Source organism: Pseudomonas sp. GW821-FHT07F01, from assembly GCF_059418825.1.
The window spans coordinates 289,913-307,338 of sequence record NZ_JBWKQO010000004.1 but is presented as its reverse complement, the minus strand read 5'-3'; the positions used below and the strand labels follow the sequence as shown (position 1 = coordinate 307,338).

15 protein-coding genes are annotated in these 17,426 nt (G+C 63.8%); 6 read left to right on the top strand and 9 right to left on the bottom strand.

Translation table 11 applies throughout. The annotated features are described in order from the left end of the window. Nucleotides 1-2: 2 nt before the first annotated feature. From AC07R1_RS15745 to AC07R1_RS15720, 6 genes are all read left to right on the top strand, one after another. Nucleotides 3-3,149 (top strand): efflux RND transporter permease subunit, encoded by a 3,147-nt coding sequence (locus AC07R1_RS15745; RefSeq protein WP_041751993.1) that lies wholly within the window; start codon nt 3-5, stop codon nt 3,147-3,149. Continuing rightward, nucleotides 3,146-4,606, top strand: a complete 1,461-nt coding sequence (adeC, locus tag AC07R1_RS15740; RefSeq protein ID WP_283987005.1) for an AdeC/AdeK/OprM family multidrug efflux complex outer membrane factor — start codon at nt 3,146-3,148, stop codon at nt 4,604-4,606. Before AC07R1_RS15745 ends, adeC begins: the two co-directional genes overlap by 4 nt. A 299-nt stretch (nt 4,607-4,905) precedes the next feature. Next, on the top strand, nt 4,906-6,168 hold the full coding sequence (locus AC07R1_RS15735) for an OprD family porin (protein ID WP_041116337.1): 1,263 nt from the start codon (nt 4,906-4,908) through the stop codon (nt 6,166-6,168). A gap of 242 nt (nt 6,169-6,410) precedes the next feature. After that, complete coding sequence (locus tag AC07R1_RS15730) at nt 6,411-7,601, top strand: NAD(P)/FAD-dependent oxidoreductase (protein WP_065364446.1); 1,191 nt, start codon at nt 6,411-6,413, stop codon at nt 7,599-7,601. 25 nt (nt 7,602-7,626) lie between these two features. Next, nucleotides 7,627-8,016, top strand: coding sequence for a helical membrane plugin domain-containing protein (locus tag AC07R1_RS15725; RefSeq protein WP_368994222.1), 390 nt, complete (start codon nt 7,627-7,629; stop codon nt 8,014-8,016). A 13-nt stretch (nt 8,017-8,029) separates the two neighbouring features. Next, entirely contained in the window at nt 8,030-8,854 is an 825-nt protein-coding gene (locus AC07R1_RS15720) for a methyltransferase domain-containing protein (RefSeq protein ID WP_015634429.1), read from the top strand. Between the two features lie 25 nt (nt 8,855-8,879). On the opposite strand, the gene pcaC is transcribed toward AC07R1_RS15720, so the two are convergent. The 9 genes from pcaC to AC07R1_RS15675 all read right to left on the bottom strand — a co-directional run bounded on the left by pcaC (nt 8,880) and on the right by AC07R1_RS15675 (nt 17,213). Further along, nucleotides 8,880-9,272 (bottom strand): 4-carboxymuconolactone decarboxylase, encoded by a 393-nt coding sequence (gene pcaC, locus AC07R1_RS15715; RefSeq protein ID WP_011059667.1) that lies wholly within the window; start codon nt 9,270-9,272, stop codon nt 8,880-8,882. Nucleotides 9,273-9,294: 22 nt separating this feature from the next. After that, complete coding sequence (gene pcaD, locus AC07R1_RS15710) at nt 9,295-10,083, bottom strand: 3-oxoadipate enol-lactonase (protein WP_011059666.1); 789 nt, start codon at nt 10,081-10,083, stop codon at nt 9,295-9,297. Between the two features lie 11 nt (nt 10,084-10,094). After that, the gene (locus AC07R1_RS15705; RefSeq protein WP_495110685.1) at nt 10,095-11,459 is read right to left on the bottom strand and encodes a 3-carboxy-cis,cis-muconate cycloisomerase; all 1,365 of its coding nucleotides are present in this window, start codon (nt 11,457-11,459) and stop codon (nt 10,095-10,097) included. 48 nt (nt 11,460-11,507) lie between these two features. Beyond that, nucleotides 11,508-12,818 (bottom strand): MFS family transporter, encoded by a 1,311-nt coding sequence (locus AC07R1_RS15700; RefSeq protein WP_276574282.1) that lies wholly within the window; start codon nt 12,816-12,818, stop codon nt 11,508-11,510. Between the two features lie 246 nt (nt 12,819-13,064). Then, a complete protein-coding gene (gene pcaG / locus AC07R1_RS15695) occupies nt 13,065-13,631 on the bottom strand; it encodes a protocatechuate 3,4-dioxygenase subunit alpha (protein WP_053156683.1) in 567 nt (188 codons plus the stop codon). A gap of 1 nt (nt 13,632) precedes the next feature. Then, nucleotides 13,633-14,337: a protocatechuate 3,4-dioxygenase subunit beta gene (gene pcaH, locus AC07R1_RS15690; RefSeq protein WP_346624534.1), complete on the bottom strand. Its 705-nt coding sequence runs from the start codon at nt 14,335-14,337 to the stop codon at nt 13,633-13,635. Between the two features lie 37 nt (nt 14,338-14,374). Then, nucleotides 14,375-15,580 carry a 3-oxoadipyl-CoA thiolase gene (gene pcaF, locus AC07R1_RS15685; protein WP_170866331.1) on the bottom strand — a complete coding sequence of 402 codons (1,206 nt, stop codon included), beginning with the start codon at nt 15,578-15,580 and terminating at the stop codon, nt 14,375-14,377. Further along, a complete protein-coding gene (locus tag AC07R1_RS15680) occupies nt 15,577-16,356 on the bottom strand; it encodes a CoA-transferase subunit beta (protein ID WP_011059660.1) in 780 nt (259 codons plus the stop codon). The genes pcaF and AC07R1_RS15680 overlap by 4 nt, the downstream gene beginning before the upstream one ends. Beyond that, complete coding sequence (locus AC07R1_RS15675; RefSeq protein WP_011059659.1) at nt 16,356-17,213, bottom strand: CoA transferase subunit A; 858 nt, start codon at nt 17,211-17,213, stop codon at nt 16,356-16,358. The genes AC07R1_RS15680 and AC07R1_RS15675 overlap by 1 nt, the downstream gene beginning before the upstream one ends. Nucleotides 17,214-17,426 lie beyond the last annotated feature (213 nt).

The following is a 17,426-nucleotide window of genomic DNA, read 5'->3' as shown; positions in this document are numbered from 1 at the left end:
CCATGTCGAAATTTTTTATCGACCGTCCGATCTTCGCCTGGGTAATCGCCCTGGTGATCATGTTGGTCGGGGCTCTATCGATCCTCAAATTGCCGATCAACCAGTACCCGAGCATCGCGCCGCCAGCGATCGCCATCTCCGTGACCTACCCAGGCGCTTCCGCACAGACCGTGCAGGACACCGTGGTTCAGGTGATCGAGCAGCAGCTCAACGGTATCGACAACCTGCGTTATGTGTCCTCGGAAAGTAACTCCGACGGCAGCATGACCATCACCGCGACCTTCGAACAGGGCACCAACTCGGACACCGCGCAGGTTCAGGTACAGAACAAGCTCAACCTGGCCACTCCGCTGCTGCCTCAAGAAGTGCAGCAGCAGGGTATCCGCGTGACCAAGGCAGTGAAGAACTTCCTGCTGGTGATCGGCGTGGTTTCCGAGGACGGCAGCATGTCCAAGGACGACCTGTCGAACTACATCGTGTCGAACATGCAGGACCCGATCTCGCGGACCGCGGGCGTCGGTGACTTCCAGGTATTCGGCGCCCAGTACGCGATGCGGATCTGGCTCGACCCGGCCAAGCTGAACAACTACAACCTGACCCCGGTGGACGTGAAGACCGCGGTTGCCGCGCAGAACGTCCAGGTATCGTCCGGCCAGCTCGGCGGCCTGCCTGCCCTGCCCGGCCAGCAACTCAACGCCACCATCATCGGCAAGACCCGCCTGCAGACTGCCGAGCAGTTCAAGGCGATCCTGCTGAAGGTCAACAAGGACGGCTCGCAAGTGCGTCTGGGCGATGTCGCGGACGTTGGCCTGGGTGGCGAGAACTACGCCATCAGCGCCCAGTTCAATGGCAAGCCGGCGTCCGGCCTGGCAGTGAAACTGGCCAACGGCGCCAACGCCCTGGACACCGCCAAGGCCCTGCGCAACACCATCAAGGACCTGGAACCCTTCTTCCCGCAAGGGATGAAGGTGGTGTTCCCGTATGACACCACCCCGGTGGTGACCGAATCCATCAAGGGTGTGGTTGAAACCCTGGTGGAAGCGATCGTCCTGGTGTTCCTGGTGATGTTCCTGTTCCTGCAGAACTTCCGCGCCACGGTGATCACCACCATGACGGTGCCGGTGGTACTGCTGGGTACCTTCGGCATCCTTGCGGCGGCCGGTTTCAGCATCAACACCCTGACCATGTTCGGCATGGTGCTGGCCATCGGCTTGCTGGTGGACGACGCCATCGTCGTGGTGGAGAACGTCGAGCGGGTGATGCACGAGGAAGGGCTGTCGCCCAAGGAGGCGACGAAAAAGTCCATGGGCCAGATCCAGGGAGCCCTGGTGGGTATCGCCCTGGTGCTGTCCGCGGTACTGCTGCCAATGGCCTTCTTCAGCGGCTCCACCGGGGTGATCTACAAGCAGTTCTCGATCACCGTGGTCTCGGCCATGGCCCTGTCGGTGCTGGTTGCCCTGATCTTCACTCCGGCCCTGTGCGCCACCATGCTCAAGGCCGTACCGCAAGGCGAACACGCCACCGAGAAGCGCGGCTTCTTCGGCTGGTTCAACCGCACCTTCGATCGCAGCGTGAAGAGCTACGAACGCGGCGTGGGCAACATGCTGCGCCACAAGGTTCCGTACCTGCTGGCCTACGTGCTGATCGTCCTGGGCATGATCTGGCTGTTCACTCGCATCCCGACCGCGTTCCTGCCGGAAGAAGACCAGGGCGTTCTGTTCGCCCAGGTACAGACGCCGGCCGGCTCCAGTGCCGAGCGGACCCAGGTGGTGGTGGACGAAATGCGCGCCTACCTGCTGGACAAGGAAAAGGACACCGTGGCTTCGGTGTTCACCGTGAACGGCTTCAACTTCGCCGGTCGCGGCCAGAGCTCGGGCATGGCCTTCATCATGCTCAAGCCGTGGGGCGAGCGTTCCGCGGAAAACAACGTGTTCAACCTGGCAGCCCGCGCCCAGCAGCACTTCTTCAGTTTCCGTGACGCGATGGTGTTCGCCTTCGCCCCTCCGGCGGTACTGGAGCTGGGTAACGCCACCGGTTTCGACGTGTTCCTCCAGGACCGCGCCGGTATCGGCCATGAGAAACTGATGGCTGCACGCAACCAGTTCCTCGGCATGGCAGCCCAGAGCAAGGTGCTGTCCCAGGTGCGTCCGAACGGCCTGAACGATGAACCGCAGTACCAGTTGACCATCGACGACGAGCGCGCCAGTGCCCTGGGCGTGACCCTCACCGACATCAACAACACCCTGTCGATTGCCCTGGGCAGTAGCTACGTCAACGACTTCATCGACCGTGGTCGGGTGAAGAAGGTGTACATCCAGGGTCAGGCCGGTGCCCGCATGAGCCCCGAAGACCTGAAGAAGTGGTACGTACGCAACAGCGCCGGAACCATGGTGCCGTTCTCCTCCTTCGCCAAGGGCGAGTGGATCTACGGCTCGCCCAAGCTGGCCCGTTACAACGGCGTGGAAGCCATGGAAGTGCTCGGTGCCCCGGCCCCTGGCTACAGTACCGGTGAAGCCATGGCCGAAGTCGAGGCCATTGCCGCGAAGCTGCCGGCGGGTGTCGGTATCTCCTGGACTGGCCTGTCCTACGAGGAACGTCTGTCGGGCTCCCAGGCACCTGCGCTGTACGCCTTGTCCCTGCTGATGGTGTTCCTGTGTCTGGCGGCGCTGTATGAAAGCTGGTCGATTCCGATCGCAGTGATGCTGGTTGTGCCCCTGGGGATCATCGGTGCACTGATGGCAACCAGCATGCGCGGCCTGTCCAACGACGTGTACTTCCAGGTGGGTCTGTTGGTGACCATTGGTCTGGCGGCGAAAAACGCCATTCTGATCGTCGAGTTCGCCAAGGAACTGCACGAGCAGGGCCGCAGCCTGGTAGACGCCGCGGTGGAAGCCTGCCGGATGCGTCTGCGGCCGATCATCATGACCTCCCTGGCCTTCGTCCTCGGGGTCGTGCCACTGGCCATCTCCACGGGCGCCGGCTCGGGTAGCCAGCATGCGATCGGTACCGGCGTGATCGGCGGTATGCTCACCGCGACTATCCTGGCGATCTTCTGGGTGCCATTGTTCTTCGTCACCGTATCGTCCATGGGCCGCAGGAAAGCGGACCTGTCAGAAACTACTGCAACCCCTAATGAGGCTGGCCAATGAGCAAGTCGCTACTCTCCCTGGCAATCACCGCCATCGCGCTAAGTGGTTGCTCGCTGATCCCGGATTACCAGCGCCCGGAAGCGCCGGTGGCGGCGCAGTTCCCCCAAGGCCCTGCCTACTCGCCAAAGGAGGCCGCCAACGTGGCGGCCGCCGAACAGGGCTGGCGGCAGTTCTTCCATGACCCGGCGCTGCAGCAGCTGATCCAGACTGCACTGGAAAACAACCGCGACCTCAAGGTCGCGGCGCTGAACATCGATGCCTATGCCGCGCAGTACCAGATCCAGCGGGCTGACCTGTTCCCTGCGGTTTCGGCCAACGCCAGCGGCAGCCGCCAGCGCACTCCGGCACGCATGTCGCAGACCGGCGAAGCCGGGATCACCAGCCAGTACTCGGCCACCGTGGGCGTCAGTGCCTATGAACTGGACCTGTTCGGCCGCGTTCGCAGCCTGAGCGAGCAGGCCCTGCAGACCTACTTCTCCAGCGAAGAAGCCCGGCGCAGCACCCAGATCAGCCTGGTGGCCAGCGTGGCCAACGCCTACATGACCTGGCAGGCCGACAAGGAACTGCTGAAGCTGACCCAGGACACCCTCGCCGCCTACGAGGAAAGCTACCGGCTGACCTCGCGCAGCAACGAAGTGGGCGTGGCCTCGGCCCTGGACCTGAGCCAGTCGCGGACTTCGGTGGAAAACGCCCGGGTCCAGCTGGCGCGCTACACCCGCCAGGTGGCCCAGGATGAAAACAGCCTGACCCTGCTGCTGGGTGCGGCGATTCCGGCCAATCTGCCGAAGGCCCAGCCGCTGTCGGCCGACCTGCTGAGCGACCTGCCGGCAGGCTTGCCGTCGGAGCTGCTGCAACGGCGTCCGGACATCCTCGAAGCCGAGTACAAGCTGAAAGCGGCCAACGCCAATATCGGCGCGGCGCGGGCAGCGTTCTTCCCGAGCATCAGCCTGACCGCCAATGCCGGTACCTTGAGCCCGGATCTCTCGGGCCTGTTCAAGGGGGGCTCGGGCACCTGGCTGTTCCAGCCGCAGATCAACCTGCCGATCTTCAACGCCGGCAGCCTGCGCGCCAGCCTGGACTACTCGAAAATCCAGAAAGACATCACCGTCGCGCAGTACGAGAAATCCATCCAGACCGCCTTCCAGGAAGTCTCCGATGGCCTGGCGGCACGCCAGACCTACAACCAGCAGTTGCAGGCCCAGCGTGATTTCGTCAACGCCAACCAGGACTACTATCGTCTGGCCGAGCGCCGCTACCGTATCGGGGTCGACAGCAACCTGACCTTCCTCGATGCCCAGCGGTCGCTGTTCAGCGCCCAGCAGGCACTGATCACCGATCGCCTGTCGCAGCTCACCAGCGAGGTCAACCTGTACAAGGCCCTCGGCGGTGGCTGGAGCGAACAGACAGCGAAGAACGAGCCACTGGCGGAAAAAGCCCCGGCGCTGCACCTGTTCTGAAGCGTCACCTGGCCATATGAAAAACCCACCTGACGGTGGGTTTTTTTATATGTACCAACTGGAACATTTGTGTTCGATTACCGCCCAAAAAGTGTTTCGTCCAATTGATTGGCCCTGATCCGCGACGCACCATTCCCGGCACCTGGACACACCAATAACAACAGGTCCGATGCCATGCCCCCACGCCCTGCCCGCTGCGGCTGATACCTCCGGTTCCACCCTGCTCCCCTGAAACCTGTGCCCAGACCCTTTGCGCGGCACTGGCCGGCTGCACCCCTAACAATTAGAGAGACCGACGAATGAAGCCAAGCACCCCGCCGTCCTACCTTCTGCCCAGCCTCCTGGCCCTGGCGCTGAGCAGCACCGCCCTGCCGGCACTGGCCGCAGAGTCGGGCTTTCTCGAAGATGCCCAGGCCAACCTGACCCTGCGCAACTTCTATTTCAACCGCAACTTCACCAACCCGACCAAGGCCCAGGGCAAGGCCGAGGAATGGACCCAGAGCTTCATCCTCGATGCAAAGTCCGGCTTCACCCAGGGCACCGTCGGTTTCGGCATGGACGTGCTGGGCCTCTACTCGCTGAAACTCGACGGCGGCAAGGGCACCGGCGGCACCCAACTGCTGCCCCTGGATCACGACGGCCGCCCGGCGGACAACTTCGGACGCCTGGGAGTAGCTTTCAAGGCGCGACTGTCTCAGACCGAGGTCAAGGTCGGCGAATGGATGCCAGTGCTGCCGATCCTGCGCTCCGACGACGGCCGCTCGCTGCCACAGACCTTTCGCGGCGGCCAGATCACCTCGAAGGAAATTGCCGGCCTGACTCTCTATGGCGGCCAGTTCCGCGCCAACAGCCCGCGTGACGACAGCAGCATGAGTGACATGAGCATGTTCGGCAAAGCGGCCTTCACCTCCGACCGTTTCAACTTCCAGGGCGCCGAATATGCCTTCAACGACAAGCGCACCCAGATCGCCCTGTGGAATGCCCAGCTCAAGGACATCTACAGCCAGCAGTTCGTCAACCTGATCCACAGCCAACCCCTGGGCGACTGGACCCTGGGCGCCAACCTGGGCTTCTTCTATGGCAAGGAAGACGGCAGCGCCCGCGCCGGCGACATGGAGAACCGCACCTGGTCCGGCCTGTTCTCGGCCAAATATGGCGGCAACACCTTCTATGTGGGCCTGCAGAAGCTCACTGGCGACAGCGCCTGGATGCGGGTCAATGGCACCAGCGGCGGCACCCTGGCCAACGACAGCTACAACGCCAGCTACGACAACGCCAAGGAGAAGTCCTGGCAGGTGCGCCATGACTACAACTTCGCCGCGCTGGGCGTTCCCGGCCTGACCCTGATGAACCGCTACATCAGCGGTAGCAACGTGCACACCGCCACCGTCAGCGACGGCAAGGAATGGGGCCGGGAAAGCGAAGTGGCCTACACGGTCCAGAGCGGCACACTGAAGAACCTCAACCTGAAGTGGCGCAACTCCACCATGCGCCGGGACTTCAGCAACAACGAGTTCGACGAGAACCGCCTGATCATCAGCTATCCCCTCAGCCTGCTGTAAGCCCCTCCAACACGGGGCCGAGCCAAAAGGCCGGCCCCTGCAGTTGTCGGCCTTGAACCGTGGCGCCAAGGAGAGGTCCGCTGGTCGGGCTTAGTAAAAAAAATCCAATACACAGATAAAGTAAAGGGGTATTCACTTCAGGCGGGCAGTGCTCGCTTCCAGGAAAGGAAACCTATCGATTCAGTTCCGTTATCCATCGGATGTCGTACGTGAAGCTGGCGTAGCCTTGGAGGGTCTGCGTTATGAGCAAGCACATCGTCATTGTCGGAGGAGGTGTAGGCGGTACCATCCTGGCCAATCAACTGGTCAGCAAGCTCTACCCGGAGATACTCAGGGACGAGGTCAAAATCACCCTGCTGTCCGAATCGCCGGATCATTTCTACAAGCCCGCCTTCATGTATGTGGCGTTCAACCTGTTCTTCCAAGAAGAACTCAAGCGACCCGAACGCTCCCTGCTACGCCCCGAAATAACCTTCCGGGTCGACCCCGTCACCCGCTTCGATTTCGCCGCCCAGAGCCTGCACACTCGCAGCGGCAAGCGTCTTGGCTACGATTTCCTGGTGATCGCCACCGGCTGCGTGCCGGCACCGGAACGGATCGAGGGGCTCAAGGAAGCCGGCGACCACTTTTACCAGTACCAGCCTGCCCGGCAACTGGCACAGCGCCTGAGCCGGATCGACAAGGGCCGGGTGTTCATCACCGTGTCGTTTCCGCAAACACCCAATGTTCCTCATCAATGCGGCATCGCGCCGGTAGAAACGACCCTGATGCTCGATGACTTCCTGCGGCGGCGCGGAGTACGGGATCGGGTCGAGATCATCTACACCTACCCCAGCACCGCGCAGCTACTGCGCAATTGCCTGTTCCTGCAACGCCCGGTCGGCGAGGTACTGCCGGATATCTTCGAACAGAGGAACATCCGCTTCCAGCGCGGCTTCACCCTGGCCAGGGTCGACCCGGACCGGCGCATCGCCTACTCGGAGGAAGGCGCTGAGCAGCCTTTCGACATTCTCATGGCCACCCCGCCGATCCGGGCCGTGGACGCCGTGCTCGAATCCGGCGCGTCTCAGGCACAGGGCCAGGAGGGCTGGTTGCCGACCCATCACGAAACCCTGCAAGTCTATGGCCTGGAGCGGGTCTATGTGATTGGCGATACCGTCGACCTGCCAATCAGCAAGGCCGGCGGCGCCTGCCACAACCAGGCCCCGGTGATTGCCAACAACATTGCCGGAGAAATCCGCCTGGGCTCTCCCGAGGCGGTTTATGACGGTAGGGTCCAGGCGGTCGCGCAGATGGGCCTCAATGCCGGCATGCCCCTTTGGTACGACTATGCCCACGACGTTCTGCCCACCCCGTCGAGCAAGTTGGGTGGCCTGCTGCGCACCGGATTCAATCGCGGCCTTTACTGGGCCGTAGCCCGCGGAATGCTTTGACCCTGCACAGGGAGGAGACAACGCCATGGACAGCTTTGATCCAAGCATGCCTGGTCCAAGGGCGACCCAGCCTGAATTCTCCGGCACGCCAGGCCTGGAAGCCCTGATGAAAAAGCTCCAGCCGCTGCTGGACAGCGCTCGCCTGGACAACATGGTCGACCTGTTGTCCCTGCTTTGCGACCTGATCGACATGCTCGATCAGGCGATGATCGAAAAACTTGCGCAACAGTTTGAAGAAGCCACCGCTGCCACCTGGATGCTGGGCAATGCACTACGCATGGCCAAGGCCGAAACCTCAGCGCAAGGTACCGCTCCCAGCCTGTACGGGCTGCTCTCGCTGCTGCGTGAGGAGGACACGCGACGTGGCGCAGCCCTGCTCCTCAGAACCCTGAATGTCATTGGACGACAACTTTAAAAAGGATGTTTACATGAGTACCAAGCCTCAGCCGACCACGGCCAGGAACCTCAGCACCCAATGGGATCCCCAGGCCTACCAGCAGTTCGTGCGCCTGCGAGAACGACCGGCGGTCGAGCTACTGGATCATGTCGCCCTGCAGCAACCCCATCACATCTACGACCTGGGTTGCGGAACAGGTATCGCCACTCAACTGCTGGCGCAGCGCTGGCCCTACGCGGAGCTGACAGGCGTGGACAGCTCCTCGGAAATGCTTGCCGAAGCCAGCTGCCTGCCGATCAAGGCGCTGTGGCGCAGGTGCGACCTGCTGCAATGGAAAGCCGAACAGCCTGCAGACCTGTTGTTCGCTGCCGCAGTGCTGCACTTCATGAGTGACCACGAACACCTGCTGCCGCGCCTGTTGAACCAGCTCAACCCCGGCGGCTGCCTGGCGGCGCATATGCCCAATTGGCGCGACGCCCTGTGGTATCAGTTGATACTCGAAAGCCTGGAACAGGCAGGACCGGACGGCAAGCCGCTGGGCACCCCGGAGCTGCGGGCGTTCATGGCCGAGCGCCGGGTACTGTCGCTGGATAGCTACTACCGTTTGCTGGCGCCCCTGACTCGGGAACTGGACATCTGGGAAACCGAACACCTGCAGGTCGTGGAAGGCCAGTCGCCGATCTTCGACTGGGTCAAGGTCTCGGCCTTGCGCCCCGTACTCCTGAGCCTGGACGAGCGGCAACGACAATGCTTCCTCAACCATTACCTGGCACGGGTACATCGCTACTATCCGCCCGAAGGCGATGGCCGGACGCTGTTCCCGTTCAAGCGGGTGTTCATTCTGGCCACCGTCTGAAATCGCGCGGTGCAGCCCCGGCGCCTCAACTGCGGGATTCGATGCCCAGTTCGTCCCACACCGATTCCGCCAGATGGAAGGTGGCGTTGGCCGCCGGGATTCCGCAGTAGATCGCGCTCTGCATGATCACTTCCTTGATCTCGCTGCGGCTCACCCCATTGTTGGCGGCGGCCCGCAGGTGCAGCTTGAGCTCCTCGTTGCGGTTCATGCCGATCAGCATGGCGATGGTGATCAGGCTGCGGGTGTGTCGCGGCAGGCCCGGGCGGGTCCAGATGTCGCCCCAGGCATGGCGGGTGATCATTTCCTGGAACTCCGAGTTGAACTCGGTCAGGGCATTGAGGCTGCGGTCCACATGGGCATCGCCCAACACCGCGCGGCGAACCTGCATGCCTTCGTCATAACGCTGTTTCTCGTCCACAAAGGGCTCCTTGAATCGACTCTCAGACCAGCAGAAAATCCACGACCCGGGCGCTGAAAGCGTCGCCGGCCTGGACGTTGGACAAATGCGCGGCATAGAACTCGGCATACTCCGCGCCCGCCACATGCTGCTGGATGAAGTGCCCGCCGGACGGTGGTGTCACGGCGTCTTCAGTGCCGGCAATCACCAGGGTGGGCACCTTGATCGCCCCCAGCTGTTCACGGAAATCCGCGTCCCGCACCGCCGCGCAGTTGGCCGCATAGCCTTGCGGCGAGGTGGCCGCGAGCATGTCGGTGATCAGCTTGGCCTGGTCAGGGTGAGCTTCGGCAAAGTCGCTGGTGAACCAGCGGGCGATGGAGGCATCGCGCAGTGCCACCATGGCTGCCTGGCCGTCACGTAGCACGGTCTCGATCCGCGGGTTCCATACGGACGGGTCGCCGATCTTCGCCGCGGTGTTGCACACCACCAGCTTGTGCAGACGCTCGCCGGCATTGATCCCCAGCCACTGGCCGATCAGCCCGCCCATGGACAGGCCACAGAAATGCGCACGCTGGATATCCAGCGCATCCAGCAGCGCCACCACGTCGCGGCCCAGTTGCTCGATGCTATAGGGACCTTCGGTGACCAGGGAACGGCCGTGGCCACGGGTGTCCATGCGCAGCACCTGGAAGTGCCGGGTGAAGGCCGCCATCTGCTTGTCCCACATGTGCAGGTCGGTGCCCAGGGAGTTGGACAGCACCAAAACCGGCGCGCCCTCGGGCCCTTCGAGTTGATAGTGCAGTTCGCCCTCGGCGAGTTTCACGAATCCCACAGCAGTCTCCTTCAGGCCTTCAAGGCAAAATGTTCAGCCACGGCGCGCTCGACCCAGGCCTGCGCCTGGCCCAGGTAGTGCGCCGGGTCCAATAGACGATCCAGGTCCGCCGCCGACAGCTCGGCGGTAACCTGGGAATTCTCCCCCAATACCCCACGCAGATGGCGTTTCTCGGCCACTGCGCGCTTGCAGCATTGTTCCAGCAGATGGTGGGCAGTTTCCCGCCCCAGGCGCTGGGCCAGGGCAATGCTCACCGCTTCGGCCAGCACCAGGCCCTGGGTCAAGTCGAGGTTGTGCGCCATGCGCGCGCTGTCGACCTCCAGGCCTTCGGCCACCAGTAATGCTTGTTGCAACGCGCCAGACACCAGGCAGCAGATCTCCGGCAGGGTTTCCCATTCGGCGTGCCACAGGCCCAGGCTGCGCTCGTGCTCCTGGGGCATGGCGGCAAACATCGTCGCCAGCAGGCCGGGAACCCGGGTCGCGGCGCTGATCAGCACCGCCGCACCCACCGGGTTGCGCTTGTGCGGCATGGTGGACGACCCGCCCTTGCCCGGCGCCGAGGGCTCGAAGACCTCCGCCGCCTCGGTCTGCATCAGCAGGCTGATATCCCGCCCCAGCTTGCCCAGGCTGCCGGCCAACAGGCCCAGCACCGAAGCGAACTCAACCAGGCGGTCGCGCTGGGTGTGCCAGGGCTGCTCCGGCAAGGCCAATTGCAGCTCGTCGGCCAAGGCCTGGGCAATCGGCAAGGCCTGCTCGCCCAAAGCCGCCAGGGTTCCGGAAGCGCCGCCGAACTGCAGCACCAGCAAACGCGGCTTGAGCTGCTGCAGGCGCTCGCGGCTGCGGGTCAATGCCCCCAGCCAGCCGCCGATCTTCATCCCCAGGGTCACCGGCGTGGCATGTTGCAGCCAGGTGCGGCCGGCCATCGGGGTCGTGGCGTAACGTTGGGCCAGGGCAACAAGGATGTCCCCCAGGCGCTCCAGGTCCTGCTCCAGCAGGAGCATGGCGCGGCGCAGTTGCAGCACCAGCCCGCTGTCCATCACGTCCTGGCTGGTAGCCCCCAGGTGCACAAAGCGCTCGGCCTCGCCATCGCTGCGGGCGATCTGTCGGCCCAGGGCCTTGACCAGGGGAATGGCCGAGTTGCCGGCCGTGGCAATCGCCTCGCCCAGCATCTGGAAGTCATACAGCCCGGCATGGCAGGCGGCCTCGATGGGCGCTACTGCACTGGCCGGGATCACCCCGACGCGGGCCTGGGCCCGGGCCAGGGCGGCTTCGAAATCGAGCATGGCCTGGACCCGCCCCTGATCGCAGAACACCCCGCGCATTTCCCGGGCAGTAAAGTAGGCATCGAACAACTGATTGCTCGCAGTCAGGGTCATAAACAGTCCTTGGCAAACCTGCGCCCGAGCCGGGCGCAGGTACACAGGTCAAAGGTCGTGGTGCAGGTAGGCGGCCTGTTTCGGCAGGCGCAGGCTGAACAGGAAGGCAATCGCCATCATCGCCGTGACATACCAGTAAAAGGTGTTTTCCATGCCCATGTTCTTGAAGTTCAGGGCCACCCATTCCGCCGAGCCACCGAAGATCGCATTGGCTACCGCATAAGCCAAGCCCACCCCGAGTGCGCGCACTTGCGGCGGGAACATCTCGGCCTTCACCAGGCCGCTGATGGAGGTGTAGAAACTGACGATGGCCAGGGCCAGGGTGATCAGCACAAAGGCCAGGAACGGGCTGGTGACGGTCTTCAAGGTCAGCAGGATCGGCACTGTGAACAGCGTACCCAGGGCACCGAACCAGAGCATCGAGTTACGCCGGCCGATCTTGTCCGCCAGCATGCCGAACAGCGGCTGCATGCACATGTAGAGAAACAGCGCGCCGGTCATGATGTAGCTGGCGGTCTTGGCGTGCATGCCCGCGGTGTTCACCAGGTACTTCTGCATGTAGGTGGTGAAGGTGTAGAAAATCAGCGAGCCGCCGGCGGTGTAGCCGAGCACGGTGATAAACGCCGCCGAGTGGTTCTTGAACAGCGCAGCGATGCTGCCGGCGTCCTTGTCCTCACGGATTTCCTTGCTGGTGGTTTCCTTCAGCGAACGGCGCAGCAGCAGCGAGATCACCGCGGCGATGGCACCGATCACGAAGGGAATGCGCCAGCCCCAGGCCTTGAGCTCGGTCTCATCGAGAAACTGCTGGAGAATCACCACCACCAGCACCGCCAGCAGTTGCCCGCCGATCAGGGTCACGTACTGGAAGGAGGCAAAGAAGCCGCGCTGGCCCTTGAGCGCCACCTCACTCATGTAGGTGGCGGTGGTGCCGTACTCGCCGCCCACCGACAGGCCCTGGAACAGGCGCGCAACCAGCAGCAGGAACGGCGCCCAGGCACCGATGCTGGCGTAGGTGGGCAAGAAGGCGATCACCAGGGAACCGGCGCACATCATCAGCACCGAGATCATCATCGAGTTTTTGCGCCCGTGACGGTCGGCGACCCGGCCGAACAGCCAGCCGCCGATGGGCCGCATCAGAAAGCCGGCGGCGAACACCCCGGCGGTGTTGAGCAACTGCACCGTCGGATCGTCGGAGGGAAAGAAGGCCGGGGCGAAATAGATGGCGCAAAAGGCATAGACATAGAAGTCGAACCATTCCACCAGGTTGCCGGAGGAGGCGCCGACAATGGCAAAGATCCTTTTGCTGCGTTCCTCTCCGGTGTAGTGACTTGTCGTTGTTGTCATGGTTTTTTCACTCATGGGGGACAGTGTGAGTCTAGACACACTTGGCAACATTCCCGTTCCCTGCGGATAGCGCCCTGCCCGCTCCCGGGCAAGGGTCAATCGACCCTGTCAACCTGTAGCGACTGTAGCCGCTGCCAAGCCACGGCGAGGCTGCGAAAAGGCCCGAAGGGCCTTGCTTGGCGGCCTCAAGCCGAACCTCTGCCGGTCTCAAGCCCGCCGCGCCTGCTACGCAACCCGCGGCAGTGGCCACACAAGGCCGGGTCAGTAGTCGAAGAACACGGTTTCGGCGTCAGTACCCTGGAGGATCACGTTCCACTGGTAGTGACCGTCAGCATCGGCCTTGGCCAGCAAGGTGCCTCGGCGCTCCTCGGGCACGCAGGCCAGCAGCGGATCGCTGGCGTTGGCCGGCTCCCCCTCGAAGTAGATGCGGGTCAGCAGGTGCTTGACCAAACCGCGGGCGAACACCAGTACCACCAGATGCGGGGCCTGGGTCGTGCCTTTCAGGCCCGGCACCGTGCCCGGCTTGATGGTGGTGAAGCGAAAGCGCCCTTCGGCGTCCACCGGCACCCGGCCAAACCCCTGGAAGTTCGGGTCCAGGGGTTTGGCCTGATCGTCTTCGGGGTGGCGGTACTTGCCGGCGGCGTTGGCTTGCCAGACTTCCAGCATCGCGTCGTTGACGAAGTTGCCGTTGCCGTCCACCACCTGGCCGGTGATCGCCACCCGCTCGCCCAGGGTGCCTTCCTCGGTCAGGTCTTCGCGGTTCAGCCAGGTCAGGCCGATGTGGTAGTAGGGGCCGACGGTGTGGGATGTAGTCGCGGTCAGGGTCACGTTATTTCTCCATCGGCGTGGCGTCGCGGCCGCGCAGGACAATGTCCCAACGGTAACCGAGGGCGTAGGAAGGGATGGTTTTCTCCAGGTCGAAGCTGGCGATCAGGCGTTCCTTGGCGCGGGTGTCCGGCACGCAGTTGTAGATCGGGTCATAAGCCAGCAGCGGGTCGCCAGGGAAATACATCTGGGTCACCAGGCGGGTAAGAATGCTCGGCCCGAACAGCGAAAAATGGATATGCGCCGGGCGCCAGGCATTGTGGTGGTTGCCCCAGGGGTAGGCCCCGGGCTTGATGGTCTGGAACTGGTACCAGCCGTCGGCGTCGGTAACGGTGCGCCCGGTGCCGGTGAAGTTCGGGTCCAGGGGCGCATCGTGCAGGTCGCGGTCGTGGTTGTAGCGACCGGCCGCGTTGGCCTGCCAGATCTCCACCAGGATGCCCGGCACCGGCAGGCCGCTCTCGTCCAGAACCCGGCCGTGGATGATGATGCGCTCGCCCTGGGGCTGCCCTTCGTGCTGGGCCGTCAGGTCGTTGTCCCGTTCCTGGATCGACTCGGCGCCGATGCTCGGGCCGGTGATTTCCGACAGCGAGTGGGGAATGAACACCAGCGGCTTGGACGGCGAGCGGGTGTTGGTCGACTGGTAGGCCGGGTGCAGGTAATCAGGCTGAGTGCCCGCTTGCGGGCGCCGGTAACCGGGCTTGTCACTCATGGTGGTTCCTCGTTCTCTTCTTATATAAGGCAGGCAGTCAAACGCGCTCGATAGCCAGCGCCAGCCCTTGGCCGACGCCGACGCACATGGTCGCCAGGCCTTTTTTACCGCCGCTCTTTTCCAGCTGATGCAAAGCCGTCAGCACCAACCGCGCACCGCTCATGCCCAGGGGGTGGCCCAGGGCAATCGCGCCGCCATTGGGATTGACCTGGGGCGCATCGTCCGCCAGGCCCAGCTCGCGCAGCACCGCCAAGCCCTGGCTGGCGAAGGCTTCGTTGAGTTCGATCACGTCGAAGTCGCTGACCGCCACGCCCAGGCGCTCGATCAGCTTGCGCACTGCCGGCACCGGGCCGATGCCCATGACCCGCGGCGCAACCCCGGCGCTGGCCATGCCCAGTACTCGCGCACGTGGGGTCAGGCCGTGTTTCTTGACGGCTTCGGCCGAGGCCAGGATCAGCGCCGCGGCACCGTCGTTGACCCCGGAGGCATTGCCGGCGGTAACGGTCTTGTCCGGGCCGTTGACCGGCTTGAGCTTGGCCAAGGCTTCCAGGGTGGTGTCGGCACGGGGATGCTCGTCCTGCTCCACCACTGTCTCGCCCTTCTTGTGGGCGATGCGCACCGCAACGATTTCCTCAGCGAAGAAACCGGCGGCCTGGGCCGCCGCGGCACGCTGCTGGCTGCGCAGGGCGAAGGCGTCCTGGTCAGCGCGGGACACTTTGTAGTCATCCGCCACGTTGTCGGCGGTCTGCGGCATGGCATCCACACCGTACTGGGCCTTCATCAGCGGGTTGATGAAACGCCAGCCGATGGTGGTGTCTTCCAGCTTCATGTTGCGCGAAAAGGCGGTATCGGCCTTGCCCATGACAAAGGGCGCGCGGGACATGGACTCGACGCCACCGGCAATCGCCAGCTCCATCTCGCCGCTGGCAATGGCGCGGAACGCCGTGCCGATGGCGTCCATGCCCGAGGCGCAGAGACGGTTGAGGGTGACGCCGGGCACGCTGTCCGGCAGGCCCGCCAGCAGCAGAGCCATGCGCGCCACGTTGCGGTTGTCCTCGCCGGCCTGGTTGGCGCAGCCGAGGAACACCTCGTCCACGGAGCTCCAGTCCACGCTGGGGTTGCGCTCCATCAAGGCCTTGATCGGCAGCGCCGCCAGGTCGTCAGCGCGCACTGTCGAGAGGCCGCCACCAAAACGGCCGATGGGGGTGCGAATGGCATCGCAGATGAATACGTCGCGCATCAGGCTTCTCCAGGGGCTTGACCATGGGCCGCGGCGGTGCGCGCTTCCAGGTCACGCAGGGCGGTCAGTTCAACCTCGGTGGGTGCTGCGGTCTCGGCCACCTGGTCGGCGAAGCGGATCGCCCAGCCAGTGGCGGCCACCACCTGCTCGCGGGTCACGCCCGGGTGCAGCGAAGTGACGATGAATTCGTGGGTACCGGCTTCCGGCTCCATGATGCACAGGTCGGTGATGATCCCCACCGGCCCCGCCCCTGGCAGGCCCAGGCGCTTGCGCGAATCGCCGCCTTCGCCGTGGCCGACCGAAGTCACGAAGTCCAGCTTGTCGACGAAGGAGCGCGAGGATTGCTTGAGGATGATCAGCACGCTCTTGGCCGAACCGGCGATCTCCGGAGCACCGCCGGCGCCCGGCAGGCGCACCTTGGGCCGGTGGTAGTCGCCGACCACGGTGGTGTTGATATTGCCGAAACGGTCGACCTGGGCCGCGCCGAGGAAACCCACGTCGATGCGCCCGCCCTGCAGCCAGTAGCGGAAGATCTCGCCGGTAGGCACCACGGTGTCGGCGGTTTCCGCCAGCTCGCCGTCACCGATAGAGAGTGGCAGGACGCTGGGCTTGGCGCCGATCGGGCCGGACTCGTAGATCAGCACCACGTCCGGTGATGAGGTCAGGCGTGCCAGGTTGGCGGCCTTGGACGGCAGGCCGATGCCGACGAAGCACACCGAGCCGTTCTGCAGGCGACGGGCCGCGGCCACGGTCATCATTTCATTGGTGGAGTAGGTCATTACTGGGCCTCCGAAGCTGCGGCCAGCTTGGCCTGGAATTCGCTGAAATCGGCACTGCCGTGGATGTATTCGTTGATCCAGGCGGTGAACGCCTCACGGTCGCGGGCGATCGGGTCCCAGGCCTGGTAGAAGCGGTTGTCGCGCTCGGAGTAGCCGTGGGCGTAGGACGGATGGGCGCCACCAGGCACATGGCAGACCGCGCTCAGCGCCCAGGTCGGCAGTACGCAGGCGTTCATCGGCGCGTTCAGGTCGTCGACGATTTCCTCGACGGTGACGATGCAGCGCTTGGCGGCCAGGGCGGCCTCTTTCTGTACCCCGAGAATGCCCCACAGCAGCACGTTGCCCTTGCGGTCGGCCTTCTGCGCGTGGATTACCGTGACGTCCGGGCGCACCGAAGGCACCGCCGCCAGCACTTCACCGGTAAACGGGCAGGTCACGGTCTTGATCAGGGGGTTGACCTTGGGCAGGTCGGAACCGGCGTAGGCCCGCAGGACGGCAAAGGGCAGGCCCGAGGCGCCGGCAACATAGGCGTTGGCCAGGTCGGCGTGGCTGTGTTCCTCGATCTCCAAGGGCTGTGGCCATTGCTTTTCCACGGCGTCGCGCAGGCGGTGCAGGGAGCCCACGCCCGGGTTGCCCCCCCAGGAGAAAATCAGCTTGCGAGCGCAACCGGCACCGATCAACTGGTCGTAGATCAGGTCAGGGGTCATGCGCACCAGGGTCAGGTCTTTCTTGCCCTGGCGGATGATTTCATGACCTGCGGCCGTAGGAATCAGGTGGGTGAAGCCTTCGAGCGCGACGGTGTCGCCGTCGTTGACGAATTGCTTCACCGCGTCGTGCAGCGAAAGGATTTCAGCCATGGATGGGGTCTCCCGATTGTTATTCAGCGACTGGAGAAAAAGGCGCTCTGGGCGCGCCGCAGTGACTGAAGATTAAGCCGGGGCCAAACCCCAAACAATCCGATAATCGACTGAGCGTTCGATTATCGAACGGATTGTTGCAGAGCTATCGATTGCTTTTCCTCAACCCCGCAACAGCCCTGCCGGCCTTCTGGGGCCGCTGCTGCGGGCGAG

What these genes read in the sequence shown, in the direction of transcription:
- AC07R1_RS15700 (WP_276574282.1), bottom strand. Translation starts at nt 12,818, where the DNA reads ATGAGTGAAAAAACCATGACAACAACGACAAGTCACTACACCGGAGAG.
- pcaH (WP_346624534.1), bottom strand. Translation starts at nt 14,337, where the DNA reads ATGAGTGACAAGCCCGGTTACCGGCGCCCGCAAGCGGGCACTCAGCCT.
- AC07R1_RS15675 (WP_011059659.1), bottom strand. Translation starts at nt 17,213, where the DNA reads ATGGCTGAAATCCTTTCGCTGCACGACGCGGTGAAGCAATTCGTCAAC.
- AC07R1_RS15705 (WP_495110685.1), bottom strand. Translation starts at nt 11,459, where the DNA reads ATGACCCTGACTGCGAGCAATCAGTTGTTCGATGCCTACTTTACTGCC.
- AC07R1_RS15730 (WP_065364446.1), top strand. Translation starts at nt 6,411, where the DNA reads ATGAGCAAGCACATCGTCATTGTCGGAGGAGGTGTAGGCGGTACCATC.
- AC07R1_RS15735 (WP_041116337.1), top strand. Translation starts at nt 4,906, where the DNA reads ATGAAGCCAAGCACCCCGCCGTCCTACCTTCTGCCCAGCCTCCTGGCC.
- AC07R1_RS15745 (WP_041751993.1), top strand. Translation starts at nt 3, where the DNA reads ATGTCGAAATTTTTTATCGACCGTCCGATCTTCGCCTGGGTAATCGCC.
- adeC (WP_283987005.1), top strand. Translation starts at nt 3,146, where the DNA reads ATGAGCAAGTCGCTACTCTCCCTGGCAATCACCGCCATCGCGCTAAGT.
- AC07R1_RS15725 (WP_368994222.1), top strand. Translation starts at nt 7,627, where the DNA reads ATGGACAGCTTTGATCCAAGCATGCCTGGTCCAAGGGCGACCCAGCCT.
- AC07R1_RS15680 (WP_011059660.1), bottom strand. Translation starts at nt 16,356, where the DNA reads ATGACCTACTCCACCAATGAAATGATGACCGTGGCCGCGGCCCGTCGC.
- AC07R1_RS15720 (WP_015634429.1), top strand. Translation starts at nt 8,030, where the DNA reads ATGAGTACCAAGCCTCAGCCGACCACGGCCAGGAACCTCAGCACCCAA.